Genomic DNA, 17760 nt, shown 5'->3' with positions numbered 1-17760 from the left:
GGCTTGCGCCTCGTCAACGAGACGCAGCCAGCCGTGATCGAATGGTGCGCGTTCGTCAGGGGACAACGCTGCGCATTTGTGAGCGGTGCGATCGGCCTACAGTAGAGAGCCCGGCGCAGGTCCGTCAATGGTGCGGTATTGAATGATTGTGTGAACATTGTGTTGCGTGTTCCGCGCACAATCGCGCACTAATACTTCGGTGAGCACTCGGACACGGAGTGGATACGATGCAGCGATGCGCAGACAGGTGCGGCACACCGCAATCCTCGAACGCGTGGGTGACAGCCGCGCCATCGAGGTCACCGAGTTGGCCACTTCACTGGGGGTCTCCGAGGCGACCATTCGGCGCGACCTGCAGGCGCTGTCCAGGAGTGGCCTGCTGCTGCGCACGCACGGCGGAGCGGTGGCCAACGATGTCGGCGCCGAGTTGCACATCAGGGTCAAGGCGGCCATGCGCCAGGAGGAGAAGATCCGGATCGGCAGGGCCGCCGCCGAGCTGGTCGACGAGGGCGCCGTCGTCGGGATGACGGGCGGGACAACCGCTCTGGAGCTGGCCCGGGCGCTGTCGGCCAGACGGAACATCACCGTCGTCACCAACGCGATCAACATCGCAGCCGAGCTGGTCGGCAACAAACGGCTCCACCTGGTGGTCATCGGCGGAATTGCGCGCTGGTCGGCGGAACTGGTCGGGCCGGCCGCGGAGGTGATGCTGGCCGGGTACCACCTGGACGTGGCGTTCATCGGTGTCGACGGGCTGACGGCTGAACAGGGATGTACGACGTATGACGAGATGGAAGCCCAGACCGACCGCGCCTTCCTGCGCCAGTCCCGCCGAGCCGTGGTGATCGCGGACAGCTCGAAGATCGGCGTGGTGCGGTTCGCGCAGATCACTCCGCTCTCGCGGGTCGACGACGTGGTGACCGACCGCGGCGCCCATCCCGCCGACCTGGACGAGCTGCGCGCGGCCGGGGTACGCGTGGTGACCACGTGAGTCGGGCCGGTCCGGCGGAACTGCGGACTGCGGCCCTGCGTCTGGTGGCCGTGTGCGACGACGAGATGACCGGCTTCCTGTTCGCGTCGACGACTCTCCTATACCTGACAGCTCCGAATGCCGCGGCCGGCAAGAGGACGGCCGGGCCTGTGACAGCCGGGCCTGTGACACCCTGGCCCCGACCGGGCACGTCGACGGCTGGGCGGTCGGCCCGACCGCTCGACTGCACCGCGGGACTGCGGGTCGCGCAGATCAACTGGATCGGCCCCGCCGGGTTCTACTCCCGCGCTGTCGGCGCCCGGATGGGTCGGACATTCGCGGTCCTGGAGAAGGTCATCGGCGACCATCGAAGATTCCCTCCCCGATGACCGCCGCGTTGCGATGAACGGCGACTGGCAGTTCAGGACGACGCACGCGCTGGCGAAGGTCTATCCCGACGGCGTTCTCGGCGGTGACGGTGAATCGCCCGCGATGAGCGTCTTCCTCGGGGAGACGGCTTCGTTCCAGGTCGCGTTCCGACCTCCGCAGCGCGCCGCTTTCCGGGACAGCGCGCCGCTGCGGGTGGACGTCGACCCGGCCGCCCGTCCGTACGTCACCCTGCACAGCGTGGATCTGGTTCCGTGCGACCTGGCCGCGTTCGCCGAGCACGACGACGGCTACGACCGCGACGGGCCCGGGCTCTATCCCGATCTGCTGAGACCGCTTGTCGACGGGAGCATCTCGCCGATACTCGGTAGCTGGCGGGGTCTGTGGGTCGACTTCCGCGTCGACGACCCCGCGCTGGCCGGGCGGCATGACATCGTCGTCAGCGTCACCGATTCCCGTGCGGCGCTCCTCTACCGCCGGCGCATGTCCGTCGTGGTGTACGCCCAGGCTCTGCCGCGACTGCCCATCGCCCACACGCACTGGTTCCACTGCGACGGGCTCGCAGAGTTCTACGGCTGCGACGTCTTCTCCGAACAGCACTGGGCCGTCATCGACGCATTTCTCGGATCCGCAGCCCGGATGCAGGTCAATACGGTCCTGACGCCTGTCTGGACCCCGCCGCTGGACACCGAGGTGGGCGGTCGCCGCCGCAGGACGCAGCTGCTGGACATCACCCATGCCGACGGGCGGTACGCCGTCGACTTCACCCTGCTGGACAGATGGCTGCAGCTGTGTCGCCGGCACGGCATGGACCGGCTGGAGATCGCGCATCTGTTCACGCAGTGGGGCGCCCTCGCGACCCCGTCCATCTACGTGACCCGGGACGGGGAGTCCGTCGAAGCGTTCGGCTGGCACGTGAGCGCGACGGACCCGAGCTATCGAGACTTTCTCGAGCAGGTCATCCCTGCACTGAAGACGCATCTGGACACCGTCTGGGGGCTGGACCGGGTGCTCTTCCACATCTCGGACGAGCCGAGCGGCGCCGAGCATCTGGCGAGCTACGCACGCGCCAAGGCAGTGGTCGCGGATCTGCTCGAGCCGTGCACCGTGATCGACGCTCTCAGCGACATCGAGTTCTACGACTCCGGCACCGTCGAGCACGCGGTGGTCGCCACCGACGCCATCGCACCATTCCTGGCCCGCGGCATCCGGCCGTTGTGGGCGTACTACTGCGTCGCCCAGGATCGGGACGTGTCGAACAGGTTCTTCGCGATGCCGTCGAGTCGCAACCGCGTTCTCGGACACCAGCTCTTTGCCCACGGCTGTGCCGGATTCCTGCACTGGGGCTTCAACTTCTACAACTCCGAGCTCTCCCGCCGACCCATCGATCCGTTCCGCGACACCACCGCCTCCGGGGCACTGCTCGGGGGTGACGCCTTCATGGTCTACCCAGGCATCGGCGGGCAGCCGTGGGACTCCATCCGGTCCAAGGTCTTCACCCAGGCGATGTTCGACATGAGGGCGTTCGACCGGCTCGCGGAACTTGCCGGCCGTGCCGCGGTGCTGCAGCAGATCGACACCGACGGCCGTGGCGGGCGACTCTCCTTCGACCGCTACAGCGCGGACCCGCTCCACTACCTCGGGGTGCGCGAGAACGTCAACCGACAGATCACCGCTCTCGACCCGTAGGCACCCAGAGCGAGGAACCGGCGGACATGACACCGCCGTCGGCTCACTGGTGGTCATCGGTGCGTCCCGGCGACCTGCCGGGCCACCGCCTGCTGCAGGTAGTCGGGCATCCGGGCCGCGGACTGGGGGGCCGCGCTGTCCGACTACCGGCGCCGCGCTGTCCGACTACCGGCGCGCGGCGAGCAGGTCGGCGTGGTGGATGGCCGCGACGTCGGGGTGGGCCCGGAGCCGACTCTTGAGAAGGTTCGCGCCGTAGGTCGCGTAGAGCGGATTGTCCGGGTCCGCCGTGATGCCGACCGCCTCCGCCTGCAGCTCCGACGGCAGCGTCAGCATCGGGATCGTGCTGGACAGCGCCGGGTTGTAGAAGAACGGGATCGAGATGCGTTCGGAACCGTCCGGCGGGGACAGCACGCGATGCACGGTGGCCTTGAGGTAGCCGTTGGTCGCAACCTCCAACAACTCACCGATGTTGACGACGAACGCGCCCGGCATCGGCGGCGCGTCGATCCATCCGCCGTCATGCTGCACCTGCAGGCCGGCGGTCCCCGGCTCGAGGAGCAGCAGCGTGAGCACTCCCCCGTCCTTGTGCGACCCGACCCCCTGCCGATCTGCCTCGTCCGCCGGCGCGGCGGAACCGTTGTCGTTCATGGGGTTTCTGCCAGATCGGCCCGGGTAGCGGACGATCTTCAGCAGGGTGGAGGGCCGGTCCGCGAACGCCTCGTCGAAGACGTCGGCGGGCTGGCCCAATGCCCGCGCCCAGGCCCGTAGCAGCCGCAGCCCGACTCCCATCATCTCGGCGTCCCACCGGGTCACCACCCCGCGGAGTTCTGGCATCGCCGCTGGCCACTGGTTGGGCCCCTCGAGGCGCTCCCACTCGGGTACCTCGGGTCCGGGTTCGACCGCCGGTCGCTCCGGCCCGATGTCGATCTGCTCCCGCCAGTCGGTCCGGCCCTGGGTGCGCTCGCCGCCGATCCTGGTGTAGCCACGGAAATGCGGGCTCTTCAGGTTCTCGATCGCCATCTTGTCGTCGACCGGCAGCGCGAAGAAGCTGTGCGCCGTGCTGATCATCGTGTCGACGAGCGTCTGCGGCACCCCGTGTCCGACCAGGTAGAAGAAGCCGACGTCATGGGTGGCCTGACGCAGCCGGGTCAGGAAATCCTCGGCGGCACGCCCACCCCCGTCCAGTTCCGACAGATCGAGCACGGGCAGGGATTCGATCGTCACGCTGACCTCCACAGGACGTTCACCGCTCGAGACGGCTGCTTGCGATACCGATGCTAGCCACCGCGCTGGTCAGCCGGCCTTGCGGAGGAGTTCCTTGATCAACGGGATGCGGGCCGGAGCGACCGAGAGTTCGTGCACACCCCGTGCCACCAGCGCCAGGGCGTGCTCCGTCATCCCGGCGATCTCCCCGCAGACGGCCACCGGAGTGCCGGCCGCCACGGCGAACCCGCACAGCTGGTCCAGCAGTCGCTGCACGGCCGTCGAGGATGGGTCGAGCAGGTCGGCGACGCCGGCCTCCGTCCGGTCGGCGGCCATGGTGTAGCTGGTCAGGTCGTTGGAACCGACGGAGACGAAATCGCAGGCCGCGCAGATCTCGTCTGCGGCCAGAGCCGCTGCCGGGACCTCGATCATCACGCCGACCTGATCAGGTGCCTGATGCGCGGCGCCCTCCTCGACGAGGGAGGCGACGGCCTTCTCGACCGCGTCCCGGAAGGCGATCACCTCGGCCGCCACCGACACCATCGGTGCCATCACGGATACCCGATGCCCGACCGACGCCCGGAAGATGGCTCGGAGCTGGGCGTGCAGGAGTTCCGGGTGGGCGAGCAGGTAGCGCAGCCCCCGGACGCCAAGAAATCCGTTGTGCATCGGATCGAGATCCAGTGCGGTGACCGGTTTGTCGCCACCCGCATCGAGGACCCGCACAACGATCGGACGGCCCTGCAGCACCTCGAAGATCGCCGACAGGTCCGTCGTCTGGGTGTCCTCGTCCGGGTAGGTCTCCCGGTCCAGCACCAGCAGTTCGGTACGCAGCAGACCGACACCGTCCGCCCCCGAGGCCACGGCGGCCTTGGCATCGGCGAGAGAACCGATGTTGGCCACCACCAGGATCTGCCGTCCGTCCGGCAGGAAGACCGGGCCCATCGCCGCATCCGTCCGCACCCGGGAGTCGTGGGCCAGTTCCTCGATGCGGCGCCGGACATCGGCGCCGGCCTCCGCGTTCGGCGCCACCGTCACCGTCCCGGCGTCGCCGTCCAGGACCAACTCGGAACCGGCCGGCAACCGACCGATCTCATCCCCGGCCCGCAGGATCAGCGGCAGTCCGAGCCCCCGCGCGACGATCACCGCGTGCGAGGTGGTCGAGCTGCGGGAGAGCACCACACCGGCGGCCCCGCGTTCCAGCAGTACCGGCACCTCACCCGGGCCGAGATCGTCGGCGAAGACGACGGCACCGTGCAGACCCGCCGGGATCCGGTCGACGACCACGCCGAGTTCGGCGAGCACCGAGGCGCCGGCCTCCCGGACGTCGACCGCTCGGGACGCCACGAGTTCGTCGGGGTCGGAGGCCATCTCGTCGGCCGTCCGACCGACTGCATCCCACCAGGCGGAGGCGGCGTCGCTGGACCCGTCGATCAGTGCCGGCTCGGCGGCCGCGCGCATCTCCGGGTCGGTCAGCAGCACGGCGTGGGCCACCTCGAACTGATTGCCGGCGAGAAGTTTCTGAGACGCTGCCGCGATCGCGACGTCGAGCAGCTCCGCCTGTTCCGGCCCGTCGAACGCAGTGCCGTCCGCGTGCGCTGTTGCGGCCAGTTGCTGCGGGGCACGGTTGAGCCGGACCAACGGACCGATGGCCAACCCGGGCGCGCCTGGCATCGCGGTCAGCAGGCCGTCGACGATGGTCGGTGACCCGCCGAAGGAGCGGCCCGACGGCGCGTTGCCCATCCGGGCCGGGGCGGCGCCCATGCCGGCCGCCGGGATACGCCGAGGAAGGTCACCGCTCTCACCGAATCCGCCGGTGATCAGGGCGGTGACGGTCGCGGCGGCCGCTGTGGCGTCCGGGCCGGTCGTCACCACTTCGATCTGATCACCGCCGCGCAGGGCCATCGCGACCACCCGCAGCACGGCACGCAGGTCCACCGCCGGCTCTCCGGGACGACCGAGTGTCACCCGGACGTCGAGGCCGACCAGGGATCGGATCAAGGTGGCCACTGGGCGCGCATGCAGCCCGAGCGGATTCACCACCGAAACCGTCGCCGTCACGCTCCGGTCGCCTGCTGGGGACTGGGCGTCCGATGTCTCGTCCTGGTGGGCAGGCCCGTCGGGTCGGTCGGATGGCTCGCCCGACGCGATGCCTCCCGCCGAGCGGGCCGAGGCCGCCACCGTGTCGAGGTCCCCGCCACCTTCCGCGGTGACCGCAGCTGCCAGCGCGCCTTCGACCAACGGCGCGTCGACGATCCTGATGCGTTGCGCCGCTTCGGGATCCAGGAACTCCAGGGCGGTCTCGGCCGTCAGCAGAGCGCTTCCCAGGTCGTACAGCAGGACCGCTCCCGAGCCGGTGTCGGCGCTCGTCATCGCTGCCGTGATCGCCTCGAACGAGGTTCCGATGCCGCCGTCATCGGTACCGCCGGCGGGTGAGATGACCACCGTCGGAGCCATCTGCCGGGCCAGCTCCGCACTCCCCTTCGCCAGGTCGGCGCTGTGGGAGACCAGGATCAGCCCGACCGTCATCAGTCCTCCGTGTGACTGGCCGCGCTGAGCGCCAGCGAGTCCAGCAGGTAGGTGGTGCTCTGTGCACCGGGGTCGACGTGACCGATGGAGCGTTCACCCAGATAGGACGCCCGGCCCTTGCGGGCCTGGAGCGGCCTGGTCGATTCCGCCCCGGCGGCGGCCGCAGCGGCCGCGGCGGCCAGCACCCCGGCGACATCGGCGCCCTGGGCAGCGGCCGCGGTCGCGGCCTCGGCGGCCGGACTCAGCGCATCGACCATGGTCTTGTCTCCGACCTCGGCCTTGCCCCGGGCCACGACGCCGTCCCTCGCCGCTACCAGGGCCGAGGCGACCAGGGTTCCGTCGAGCTCGGTGGCGGTCCCGATGACGGTCGATGCGCGGAGGAACGCCGTCCCGAAGAGCGGCCCCGAGGCACCGCCGACCGTCGAGATCAGCGTGGTGGCGACCAGGGACAGCACCTTCGAGGGTGTCTCCGGTTCGGCAGCGCGCAGCTTGGTGAGAACTGCGGAGAAGCCGCGGGCCAGGTTCTCGCCGTGGTCGCCGTCACCGATCTCCTGGTCGAGATGGGTGAGCTCGGCCCGGCGGTGGGCGATCTCCGCACCCAGCGCCCGGACGGCCTTCACCAGTGACTCGGCGTCGTACCCCATGTATTCACAATCCTCTTCGAAGGGCGACGGTGTGGACCGGCGCATCCCACAGCTCGACGAACTCGTCGTCGAGCTGCAGCAGGGTGATGGACATACCTTGCATCTCCAGCGCCGTGATGTAATTGCCGACCAGCGACCGTTCCACCTCGATACCCTTGCCTGCCAGATACTTTCGAGCCGAATTGTAGGCGAGGTAGAGCTCGACCTCGGGCGTGCCACCCATTCCGTTGACGAACAGCAGCGTCCGGTCGCCGGCGGAGAACGGTAGATCCTCGAGGATGGCCGACAGGAGGATCTCGACGATCTCGTCCGCCGGTGCGAGCTTGCGGGTCTCCCGTCCAGGTTCGCCGTGGATCCCGATACCGATCTCCATCTCGTCCTCGGCCAGGGTGAACGACGGCTCCCCGGAGTGCGGGACGGTGCAGGCCCGCAGAGCCATGCCCATCGACCGGACCTTGGCGTTGACCCGCTGGGCGATGGCGGTGACCGACGCGAGATCGTCCCCGCGGGCGGCCGCGGCGCCGGCGATCTTCTCGAGCAGCACCGTGCCGCCGACCCCGCGTCGACCGGCGGTCCAGGTGGAGTCCTTGACCGCGACGTCGTCATCGACGACCACTGCGGAGACCTGGATGTCCTCGGCCTGTGCCAGCTCGGCGGCCATCTCGAAGTTGAGGACGTCGCCCGTGTAGTTCTTCACGATGTGCAGCACCCCGGCGCCGCCGTCCACGGCCTTGGTCGCGTCCAGGATCTGGTCCGGGGTCGGCGAGGTGAACATGGCTCCCGGGACCGCTGCATCCAACATCCCGGCGCCGACGTAGCCGACATGCATCGGCTCGTGACCGCTGCCGCCGCCGGAGACGAGCGCGACCTTGCCGGCGATGGGACCGTCGGCCCTCGTCACGTAGGTCGGCTCACGGTGCAGGGTCAGCAGGTCGGGATGAGCCGCTGCCATGCCGTCGAGGGCCTCGTCCACCACGGTGGACGGACTGTTGATGATCTTCTTCATCTCTCACTCCTTTGTGGGATGCGTTGCGGGGATCGCCGTGCCGGATGCCGCTGGATCGGATCGGAGACGGACGGACAAGCAGGTGACACAGCCCTCCATCTTCTCGAATTCGGTGATGTCGACCAGGACCGGTTCGTAACCGAGGTCGGCGATCATCTCGGCCGAACGCGGAGCGGACGACGCCATCAGGAGCCGCCCGTCTCCGAGGTCGACGACATGGGACCCGGCCTCCTCCGGCATCGGCCGGAAGTGAGGGAAGAACGACGGGTCGTCGACGATGGGCGGATACCCGATGATCGAGCCGTCGGGCAGGGCGGTGATCGCCGATTTGAGATGCAGGACCTTCGTCAAGGGGACAGCGATCACCCTGGCGCCCAACGGTTCCAGGAACGACCGGAACTCGGCCACTCCGGCTGCGTCCGTGCGGCCACCGCGACCGACGTAGACCAACGACCCGATCTTGAGCACGTCGCCGCCGTCCAGGACGCCCCTGGTCATGATCTGGACCGGATACCCGAGGCCGGTCAACGTCTCCGCGGTTCCCGCGGTCTCCGGTTTGCGCTCGTCCGCACCGGGATTGCTGATCACCGCGGTCCCGGCGAACATCACCACGGAGTCCTCGACGAACACCGAGTCCGGACACTCCGGTGCCGCCGGCACCTCGAGCGTCTGCCACCCGTTGGCGGTCAGGGCGTCGGCGTATCCCTGCCACTGCTCCCCGGCCAGATCGATGTCGATCGGGCTCCGGTCGATGTGGGTGATCAGCCCGTCGGCCAGGTGCGGAGAAGGGCGGCGGATCAGGGCGCGTCGCGAGGTAGGCGGCGCGTCGGTGAACGACATGTTGACTCCGACGGTGGGCACACTGGGCAAGGAGGATGACACGCAGACGGCAGTCTGCGGGCTGGTTCGACTTCGACCACGACCCTATCGCTGTGGGCCGACAGCCGCGGAGTGGCCTCGCACGACCACATCCGGCGTGAGGTGGACCGGTCTCCTGTGGCACCGTGTCGAGCGTGAGATACATCGTGATCGGCGCAGGAGCCGTCGGCGGATCGATCGGCGCTGCCCTCTTCCAAGGGGGCCACTCGGTGATCCTGGTCGCCCGTGGCGCCCATGGTCAGGCGATGGCCTCCGACGGTCTGGAGTTTGCCACGCCCCGGGGCACCAGCACGTTGGACCTTCCCGTCGTGTCCGGTCCTGACGAGGTGAAGCTGGAGCCCGACGACGTCCTCGTCCTGGGCGTGAAGGTGCAGCAGAGCATCGAAGCGCTCGATCTCTGGAGTGCCCAGCCGGTCGCCGGCGGGGGAACGGCCGGGGAACTGCTCCCGATCTTCTGCGCGCAGAACGGCGCCGAGGGCGAACGACTCGCGCTGCGCAGATTCGCCAGGGTCTACGGCATCTGCGTGATGCTGCCGGCCGGCCACCTGGCCCCGGGCCGGATCGCGGCCTACGGCGATCCACTGATCGGTGTCCTCACCATCGGGGCCTATCCGTCCGGAACCGACGATCTGACCAGCCGGGTCTGCGCCGACCTGGAGCGATGCCTGATCGGCGGCCATCCGAGCGCGGGCGTGATGCGCTGGAAGTACACCAAGCTGCTGGCCAACCTCGGCAATGCCCTCGAGGCCATCGGCGGTCCGATCGAGGGCGACGCCGCGCTCGCCCTGTTGATGAGGGCCAGATCCGAGGGCGAAAAGGTACTCCTCGGCGCCGGAATCGACTTCGCCGATCCGCAGGAGGATGCCGGGGTCCGGGTCCGGCTTGCCACTGCGGACATTCCCGGGCACCCACGGGGCGGCGGATCGACCTGGCAGAGCATGACCCGCGGGACCGGGAACATCGAGGCCGACTACCTGTCAGGCGAGATCGTGCTGCTCGGGCGGCTCCATGGCATCCCGACGCCGGTCAACCAGACCCTCCGTCGGGTGGCGAACGATCTGGCCCGCCAGGGGCTCCCGCCCGGCACCGTCGGCTTCGACGAACTCACCTCGCTCGTCGACGCGGCCGCCCGCAGCTGAGGCGGGTCCCCCGGGACCGCGTGCCACCATGAGGGCATGACTGAGCACCGGCCAGACGTCCTGGTCATCGGCGCGGGCCTGGCGGGTCTGCTCTGTGCGACGACGTTGGAGAGTCGGGGCCACACCGTCGAGGTGATCGAGGCCGGCGACGACGTCGGCGGGCGGGTCCGCACCGACGTCATCGACGGATTTCGCTGCGACCGCGGGTTCCAGTTGATCAACCCCGCGTACCCGGCCATCAAGAAGTTCATCGACGGGACGGCGCTGGACCTGCGCACCTTCGATGCCGGCGTGGCGGTGACCGGACGGACCGGGACGAAGGTGCTCGGGGATCCCCGCCGGTCACCCCGCCTCCTGGGCAGGACGTTGACCAGCGGCTACCTCAACCCCTTGGAACTGGCCAGGCTGGGCCGATGGGCGGCGCCGTCGCTCGGTAGCGTCCGCCGGCTGATCTCCAGTCCGGACACCGATCTGAAGCACTCGCTCGACCGCGCGAAGGTCACCGGCCGACTGCGGCACGAGGTCCTCGAGCCGTTTCTCACCGGCGTGGTCGCGGATGCCTCCGGCGCCACCTCGGCCAACTTCACCCGGCTGCTGCTGCGGAGCTTCCTGCTCCGCACCCCTGGCGTCCCGGCCACCGGCATGTCCGCCCTGCCCATGCAGCTCGCTGCCCGGCTACGGCGACCGGTGGATCTGGGCATCAGGGCCCTGGAGCTCACCGGATCTGGCGGCGCCCTGGTCGTCCGGACCGACCAGGGCGATCGGACGGCGCGGGTGGTCGTCGTCGCGACGGACCCGGTGACCGCGGCAGCTTTGCTGACGACTCCGGTCCCGACGATGAAAGGGCTACGCACGTATTGGTTCTCGACCCAGGAGGCACCCACCCAGCGCAATCTGCTGTTCGTCGACAGCGCCGGCCGGGCCGGTGGGCCGGTGGTCAACACCGCCGTGATGACGCACGCCGCCCCCGGTTACGCCCCGACCGGACGACATCTGGTGCAGGCCACCACCCTGCTGCCGGACGAAGCGGACGAGGTGGAGGTGCGCCGACATCTCGCCCGGATGTACGGCGCGTCGACCACCGACTGGGACCTGGTGATCCGGCACGACATCACCGGCGCCCTGCCCACCCAGGGCGCCCCCCTCGTGCACCGTCAGCCGGTCGATCTGGGCGATGGGCTGTTCGTCGCGGGCGACCACCGCGACACCGCCTCCATCCAGGGCGCTCTGGTCTCGGGCCGGCGGGCGGCCAACGCGGTGACGGCACATCTGGGTCACTGATCCGTGCGGCCGCTGTGCAATTACCGGGCCTCCGACTGTCCCACCGCACTACGCTGGCCACATGACGACGACCGGCGTCGAGGACCCGGCGGACTTCCGCGAGTTGCGCACGATCGGGCCGGCTTCGCACGCCGTCAAACGGTCGTTCTACTACCGCGAACCCGCGACACCGGACCGCATCCACCCCGGGCTGCCCTCCCCGTGGTTGACGATCGTCCTGTCGCTGGCCGGCACCATTCCGATCGGAGTTCTGGTGGGCGATCGCGTCCGGATGCGCTCGTTCGCTGCTCCCGTCGGCGGCCTGCACACCGCCCCTGTCCAACTGCCGCAGCAGGAACCAGGGGTCGGGATCCAGTTGGCCGTGCATCCTTTCGCGTCGCGGGCCCTCTTCGGGATGCCGGCCGGTGAACTGGCGGGCCAAGTGGTCGAACTCGGCGATCTGCTCAAAGCCGACGGCGATCCGGCTCTGGCCGACCTCACCGAGGGACGTCTGGCCGCGTCGGCCGCGGCGGTCGCCGTTCGGTCCTGGATCTCACGGCGACTGGACGGGGCATCACTACCGCGGCCGGAGCTCCGTCAGGCCTGGCGGTTGATCGCCACGTCGGGCGGGCAGATGCAGATCGGCGCCGTCGCGGCCGAGGTGGGATGGTCACGCCGCTATCTCAGCGACCAGATGAGAGCCGAGACCGGTCTGACGGCCAAAGATCTCGCCAGGGTCACCCGATTCGACCGAACGGTAGACGAACTGCGTTCCCCCCGCCGACCTGCTCTCGCCGCCATCGCGGTGGACTGCGGCTACAGCGACCAGGCCCACCTGGCCGCGGAATGGCGACAGTTCGCCGGCTGCAGCGCAACCGCGTGGCTCTCCCAACGGGACTGATCACCCCCACGCCCCCAGGCGCAATTTTCTGCCGCCAGTTTCACATTCTTGCAAGACGAGGGCAGCCAGGGCGGGCAATGCTTGGTGCATGACAAACAATCCCGGCACCTGGCCCACCCTGTCCTACCGAGATGCACCGGCCGCCATCGGCTACCTGACCGGCGTTCTCGGTTTTACCGAATCCGTCGTCTATCCCGGCGAGGACCGCGCGGTCAGCCACGCCGAGCTGCTGTGGCCCGAAGGTGGCGGCATCATGTTCGGGAGCGACGCCGGCGAGAAGTCATGGTCCGGGGGCGCAGGCGGTCCCGGCCAAGGAACCGTCTACCTCGTCACCACCGACGTGGCCGCACTTCACACGCGAGTCCAGGAGGCAGGCTGGACGATCAGCCGACCGTTCGCGCAGACCGACTACGGCAGTGCGGAGTTCGGCTTCCATGATCCGGAAGGCAACGCCTGGAGCATTGGCGACTATCGAGGCCATCAGGCGGGGTGACAGCGTTCACATGGCCCCTCTTGTCTCGTTGTCGCTCGTGTCGTTAGCATCAGTAACGACCGAGAGGGACGCCTGTGACCGCGACATCCGCACACACCGCCACGCACGACCGCCGGGTGGCGCTGACCGTCACCACCGTCGGCATCCTGGCTGCGACGTTGAACTCGTCGATCCTGCTGATCTCCCTGCCGGCGATCTTCGCCGGACTGGGGCTCGACCCGTTGGCACCGCAGAACATCAGCTACCTGCTCTGGATGCTGATGGGGTACATGCTGGTCACCGCCGTCCTGGTGGTGACGTTCGGCCGCCTCGGCGATCAATACGGACGAGCCAAGCTGTTCAATCTCGGATTTGCCATCTTCACGGTCGGATCCATTGCCTGCGCGCTCGTCCCGAACAGCGGATCGGCCGGTGCGGTCGAACTCATCGCACTCCGGGTGCTGCAGGGCGTCGGCGGGGCGATGCTGACCGCCAACTCGACGGCCATCATCACGGACGCCTTCCCCGCGGACCGGCGCGGCTTCGCGTTGGGCGTCAACCAGGTAGCGGGATTGGCGGGATCGTTCCTCGGCCTGGTGATCGGCGGTCTGCTCTCGGAATGGCACTGGCGGGCGGTCTTCTGGGTCAGCGTGCCGGTCGGGATCTGGGGCACCTGGATCGGCTACCGGACGCTCCACGACAAGCCCCGGGACAGGCAGCGTCACCAACGAATCGACTGGTGGGGCAACCTGACGTTCGGCCTCGGCCTGATCGGCGTGCTGGTGGCCATCACCTACGGCCTGCAGCCCTACGGCAACCACACCATGGGCTGGACGAGCCCGATGGTCCTGACCGGCGTCATCCTCGGACTCGCCCTTCTGGTCGCCTTCGTGGTGATCGAGAACCGGGTGACCGACCCGATGATCAACCTCAAGCTGTTCAGGATCAGGGCGTTCACCGCGGGCAACATCGTCAACTTCGCCTCGGCCATGGCTCGCGGCGGGTTGCAGTTCATCCTCATCATCTGGTTGCAGGGCATCTGGCTGCCGCTGCACGGGTACGAATTCGCCGACACACCCCTCTGGGCCGGCATCTACATGTTGCCGCTGACGATCGGGTTCCTGGTCGCCGGTCCGGTCTCCGGCGCACTGTCGGATCGCTTCGGCGCCAGGGCCTTCTCCACCGGCGGCCTGATCCTGACGGCGCTGACCTTCGGCGGCCTGATGCTCATCCCGGCCAACTTCAACTACGTGATGTTCGCAGCCCTGTTGGCCCTCAACGGCATCGGGTCCGGGCTGTTGGCGGCACCCAACTCGGCCGCCATCATGAACGCGGTACCCGCCTCGGAACGCGGTGCGGCGTCAGGGGTCCGGGCGACCGGGATGAACGCCGGCATGGTGCTGTCGATGGGCGGCTTCTTCACCTTGATGGCCATCGGGTTGGCCAGCCGCCTGCCCAGCGCCATGCAGACCGGTCTTGTCGCGCTCGGAGTGCATCCCGATGCAGCACAGACCATCTCGCAGACCCCGCCCGTCGGCACCCTGTTCGCCGCGTTCCTCGGCGACAACCCGATCACCCAGCTGATGCGGGCGGTCGACCCGTCCCAGCTGCTCGCGGGCGGAGGTGCCGACGTGTCGACGTTGACCGGACGGACCTTCTTCCCCACTCTGATCTCCGACGCCTTCCACCACGGTCTGGTGGTGGCGTTCAGTGCCTCGATCGTCTTGCTGCTCATCGCCATCGTGGCATCCGCTCTGCGCGGCAAGCAGTTCGTGCACGCGGACCAGGATCTTCCCGGGCACGAGAGAGTGGCGACGGCCATGGCCCGCGAGGGTGCTGCACTGGAATTCCCGGCCGTTCCGGGCGCCGACGAGGCCTACGAAGAGGCGCTGGCCGGACGGACCGACCGCCGGACCTGAGCTGTCCGCGCGTGCCGAGACCTATTGCCGGTGAATCCCTGTCGGTCCGGTGGGCAGCACGCCTCGGCCCACGGATCAATCGGTGTGCGGATCCGGCGTCGCGACCAGCTCGATCTCGAAGCCATCGAAGTTGTGCAGGTAGGCCGCACGATGCCCCGAGCCACCCGCATACGGATGGCGATCGGCGAACATCAAGGTCCAACCGTGGGCTGCCGCACCCTCGACGATCGTCTCCAGCAGATCGCCGACGTGGAACGCCAAGTGGTTGAGACCCGGCCGGAGGCGGTCGTGCGACGGCGCGGACAGTGCCGATGACTGCTCCACCACGAGATAGGTCTGGCCCAGTTTCCAGCTCCGACCGTCGGGCCAGTCCTGGAACTGCCGATAGCCGAGCTGTCCCAGCAACCATCCCCACTCTTGTTGGGCCCGATTCAGATCAGGCACCCACAGCTCGAGGTGATGCAGCGTTCCGACCACCGGATCCGGTTCGGCCGGACCTGGCTCGTCCGGTCCGGTCTCGGGAACCACCGGGCTGCCCAGCGCCCCGTCCGACCCGGTGTCGAGAACCGATAGGGCTGCGGCCGAGATCTCCTGCGGGCTGTGCCACCTGACCTCACCGGTCGCCGGGTTCTGGTGCGCGCCGAGGAGGAGATGCACCCGGCGTTCGGTTCTCGGCCATCGACCGTCGGCGAGCGCGCCGCTGGGCGCCCAGCGGCTGGTCAGGATCCGCACCGTGGTCCCGCTCACGCGGGCCTGCAGTAGGTCGGCGGCCTGGTTCTCCGTATCGTCGTCGTCCGCCGCGAGGTAGAGCAGGGCGTCGTCGAACGTCGACGAAAGTGCCGCCGCTGACAACTGTCCGTCGTAGACGTCCACCGACACCGCCGTCACCGACGGTCCCGCCTCGTCCACCAGGTCAGCCAGGTTCTCGAGGTTCCGCGCGATCGCCGTCACCGCCCAACCGCGGGCGACACAGTCCAGGACCGCCGGACGCAGTACTCCGGTGGCGCCGACGATCATGACCCGGCGCGACGACTCAGAATCCGCGACGTGGCACCTCCGGCGGCTGGTTGCCCTGCAGGAAGTCGAAGTCGGCGCCGACATCGGCGCCCTGGACGTGTTCGACGAAGAGCTTCATGTACCCGCGCGCCGCGCTCGGCACCTCGGGTGCGGCCCAGCCCTCCCGGCGGCGGGCCAGCTCGTCGTCGTCGACCAGCATGTTGAGGGTCCGGCCGGGGACGTCGAGTTCGATCTGATCACCGGTGCGCACCAACGACAGTGGACCGCCGATCGCCGCCTCCGGCGCGATGTGCAGCACGACGGTGCCGTAGGAGGTTCCGCTCATCCGGGCGTCGGAGATGCGCACCATGTCCCGCACGCCGTCGGCAAGGAGGCGGCGCGGCAACGCGACGTTCGCGATCTCCGGCATACCCGGGTATCCGCGGGGGCCGGCGTAGCGGATGACCAGGACGTCATCGGCCTTGATGTCCACGTCGTCGTCGTCGGCGACCGCCAGGTAGTCCTCGAGACGGTCGAAGACCACCGCTCTCCCGATGTGCCGCAGCAGGTCCGGTGACGCCGCCGATTGCTTGATGACCGCTCCGGACGGAGCAAGATTGCCCCGAAGCACCGCGATTCCCGAACCGACCGGCTTCACCGGGTTGTCCATCGTCCGGATCACCTCGGTGTTGAAACACTCGCCTCCGGCGTAGTTCTCGCGGATGGAGGTGCCCGTGATGGTGATCGTGTCCTGGTCCAGCAGGTCGCCCATCTCCGCCACCAGCGCACCGAGCCCACCGGCGTAGGCGAAATCCTCCATCAGGAACCGGCCCGACGGCATCAGATCGACCAGCGTCGGGATGTCGCGGACGAGTCGGTCGAAGTCGTCCAGGTCGAGCGGCACCTCGACCCGCCCGGCCAGAGCGAGGAGGTGCACTACCGCGTTGGTCGATCCGCCGATGGCGGCGTTGAGCCGGATGGCGTTCTCGAAGGCGCGTCTGGTCAGGATCTTCGACGGCGTGAGACCTTCGCCGACCATCTCCACGATCCGGCGGCCGGCCAGATGCGCCATGGTCCGGCGGCGGGCGTCGTCGGCCGGAAGTTCGGCACTGCCCGGTAGTTGCATGCCCAGGATCTCGGTGAGGAGCGCCATCGTCGACGCGGTTCCCATCGTCATGCAATGTCCCCGGCTCCGCGCCATGCAGCCCTCTGCCTCGAACAGTTCGCCCTGGGTGATCTCGCCGGCGCGGAAGGACTCGGTGAGCCGCCAGATCGAGGTCCCCGAACCGATGTCGGTACCCCGGTGCTTCCCGTTGAGCATCGGACCGCCGGTGATCAGCAGCGTCGGGAGGTCGACGCTGGCCGCCCCCATCAGGTAGGCCGGCGTGGTCTTGTCGCACCCGGCCAGCAGTACGACGGCGTCCAACGGGTTGCCGCGCAGAGTCTCCTCGAGATCCATCGAGATCAGGTTGCGCAGCACCATCGCGGTCGGGCGGACCAGGGGCTCGCCGGCCGAGGTGGTCGGGAATTCGAAGGGAACTCCGCCGGCCTGCCAGACGCCCCGCTTCACCTGCTCGGCGAGCTCCCGGAAGTGCATGTTGCACGGTGTCAGTTCCGACCAGCTGTTGGCGATCCCGATCACCGGCCGGCCGACGAAGCTGTCGTCCGGCAGACCTTCGGACCGCAGCCAGGCACGGGACATGATGCCGGTCTTGCCTTCTGCGGCAAACCACGCGGCGCTACGCAGTGTCATCTGTTCTTCCTCG

The 17760-nt window shown here is 68.8% G+C and carries 15 protein-coding genes; 8 read left to right on the top strand and 7 right to left on the bottom strand.

The features are described from left to right. Positions 1-235 precede the first annotated feature (235 nt). From ABIB25_RS05505 to ABIB25_RS05495, 3 genes are read left to right on the top strand one after another with little or no spacing between them, the layout of a single operon-like run. Complete coding sequence (locus ABIB25_RS05505; RefSeq protein WP_354527407.1) at positions 236-991, top strand: DeoR/GlpR family DNA-binding transcription regulator; 756 nt, start codon at positions 236-238, stop codon at positions 989-991. Further along, a complete protein-coding gene (locus tag ABIB25_RS05500; RefSeq protein ID WP_354527406.1) occupies positions 988-1359 on the top strand; it encodes a hypothetical protein in 372 nt (123 codons plus the stop codon). The genes ABIB25_RS05505 and ABIB25_RS05500 overlap by 4 nt, the downstream gene beginning before the upstream one ends. Positions 1360-1372: 13 nt before the next feature. Next, positions 1373-3046: a DUF4091 domain-containing protein gene (locus ABIB25_RS05495; protein WP_354527405.1), complete on the top strand. Its 1674-nt coding sequence runs from the start codon at positions 1373-1375 to the stop codon at positions 3044-3046. A gap of 165 nt (positions 3047-3211) precedes the next feature. Here ABIB25_RS05495 and ABIB25_RS05490 read toward each other — a convergent pair whose 3' ends face one another. The 5 genes from ABIB25_RS05490 to ddaH all read right to left on the bottom strand — a co-directional run bounded on the left by ABIB25_RS05490 (position 3212) and on the right by ddaH (position 9268). Next, positions 3212-4270, bottom strand: coding sequence for an isopenicillin N synthase family dioxygenase (locus ABIB25_RS05490; RefSeq protein WP_354527404.1), 1059 nt, complete (start codon positions 4268-4270; stop codon positions 3212-3214). A gap of 69 nt (positions 4271-4339) precedes the next feature. Further along, positions 4340-6778, bottom strand: coding sequence for a dihydroxyacetone kinase phosphoryl donor subunit DhaM (dhaM, locus tag ABIB25_RS05485; RefSeq protein WP_354527403.1), 2439 nt, complete (start codon positions 6776-6778; stop codon positions 4340-4342). After that, positions 6778-7422, bottom strand: a complete 645-nt coding sequence (gene dhaL / locus ABIB25_RS05480; RefSeq protein ID WP_354527402.1) for a dihydroxyacetone kinase subunit DhaL — start codon at positions 7420-7422, stop codon at positions 6778-6780. Before dhaL ends, dhaM begins: the two co-directional genes overlap by 1 nt. Positions 7423-7426: 4 nt before the next feature. Further along, positions 7427-8428: a dihydroxyacetone kinase subunit DhaK gene (dhaK, locus tag ABIB25_RS05475; protein WP_354527401.1), complete on the bottom strand. Its 1002-nt coding sequence runs from the start codon at positions 8426-8428 to the stop codon at positions 7427-7429. A 3-nt stretch (positions 8429-8431) separates the two neighbouring features. Next, entirely contained in the window at positions 8432-9268 is an 837-nt protein-coding gene (gene ddaH / locus ABIB25_RS05470; protein WP_354527400.1) for a dimethylargininase, read from the bottom strand. A 173-nt stretch (positions 9269-9441) separates the two neighbouring features. On the opposite strand from ddaH, the gene ABIB25_RS05465 reads away from it, so the two are divergent. The 5 genes from ABIB25_RS05465 to ABIB25_RS05445 all read left to right on the top strand — a co-directional run bounded on the left by ABIB25_RS05465 (position 9442) and on the right by ABIB25_RS05445 (position 14998). Next, on the top strand, positions 9442-10446 hold the full coding sequence (locus ABIB25_RS05465) for a ketopantoate reductase family protein (protein ID WP_354527399.1): 1005 nt from the start codon (positions 9442-9444) through the stop codon (positions 10444-10446). Between the two features lie 36 nt (positions 10447-10482). Beyond that, entirely contained in the window at positions 10483-11727 is a 1245-nt protein-coding gene (locus tag ABIB25_RS05460; protein WP_354527398.1) for an NAD(P)/FAD-dependent oxidoreductase, read from the top strand. A gap of 61 nt (positions 11728-11788) precedes the next feature. Then, the gene (locus ABIB25_RS05455) at positions 11789-12607 is read left to right on the top strand and encodes a helix-turn-helix domain-containing protein (RefSeq protein WP_354527397.1); all 819 of its coding nucleotides are present in this window, start codon (positions 11789-11791) and stop codon (positions 12605-12607) included. Positions 12608-12695: 88 nt separating this feature from the next. Continuing rightward, positions 12696-13100 (top strand): VOC family protein, encoded by a 405-nt coding sequence (locus tag ABIB25_RS05450; protein ID WP_354527396.1) that lies wholly within the window; start codon positions 12696-12698, stop codon positions 13098-13100. Positions 13101-13174: 74 nt separating this feature from the next. Beyond that, positions 13175-14998: an MFS transporter gene (locus ABIB25_RS05445; RefSeq protein WP_354527395.1), complete on the top strand. Its 1824-nt coding sequence runs from the start codon at positions 13175-13177 to the stop codon at positions 14996-14998. Positions 14999-15073: 75 nt separating this feature from the next. Here ABIB25_RS05445 and ABIB25_RS05440 read toward each other — a convergent pair whose 3' ends face one another. Both ABIB25_RS05440 and ABIB25_RS05435 read right to left on the bottom strand, forming a co-directional pair. After that, on the bottom strand, positions 15074-15475 hold the full coding sequence (locus ABIB25_RS05440; protein WP_354527557.1) for a VOC family protein: 402 nt from the start codon (positions 15473-15475) through the stop codon (positions 15074-15076). Between the two features lie 556 nt (positions 15476-16031). Next, on the bottom strand, positions 16032-17747 hold the full coding sequence (locus ABIB25_RS05435) for an IlvD/Edd family dehydratase (protein ID WP_354527394.1): 1716 nt from the start codon (positions 17745-17747) through the stop codon (positions 16032-16034). Between the last annotated feature and the right edge of the window lie 13 nt (positions 17748-17760).

Origin of the sequence: Nakamurella sp. UYEF19, assembly GCF_040546275.1 — a bacterium.
Lineage (GTDB): Bacteria > Actinomycetota > Actinomycetes > Mycobacteriales > Nakamurellaceae > Nakamurella.
Note: the sequence above shows the minus strand (reverse complement) of the source record. Positions and strands in the feature narration are given on the sequence as shown.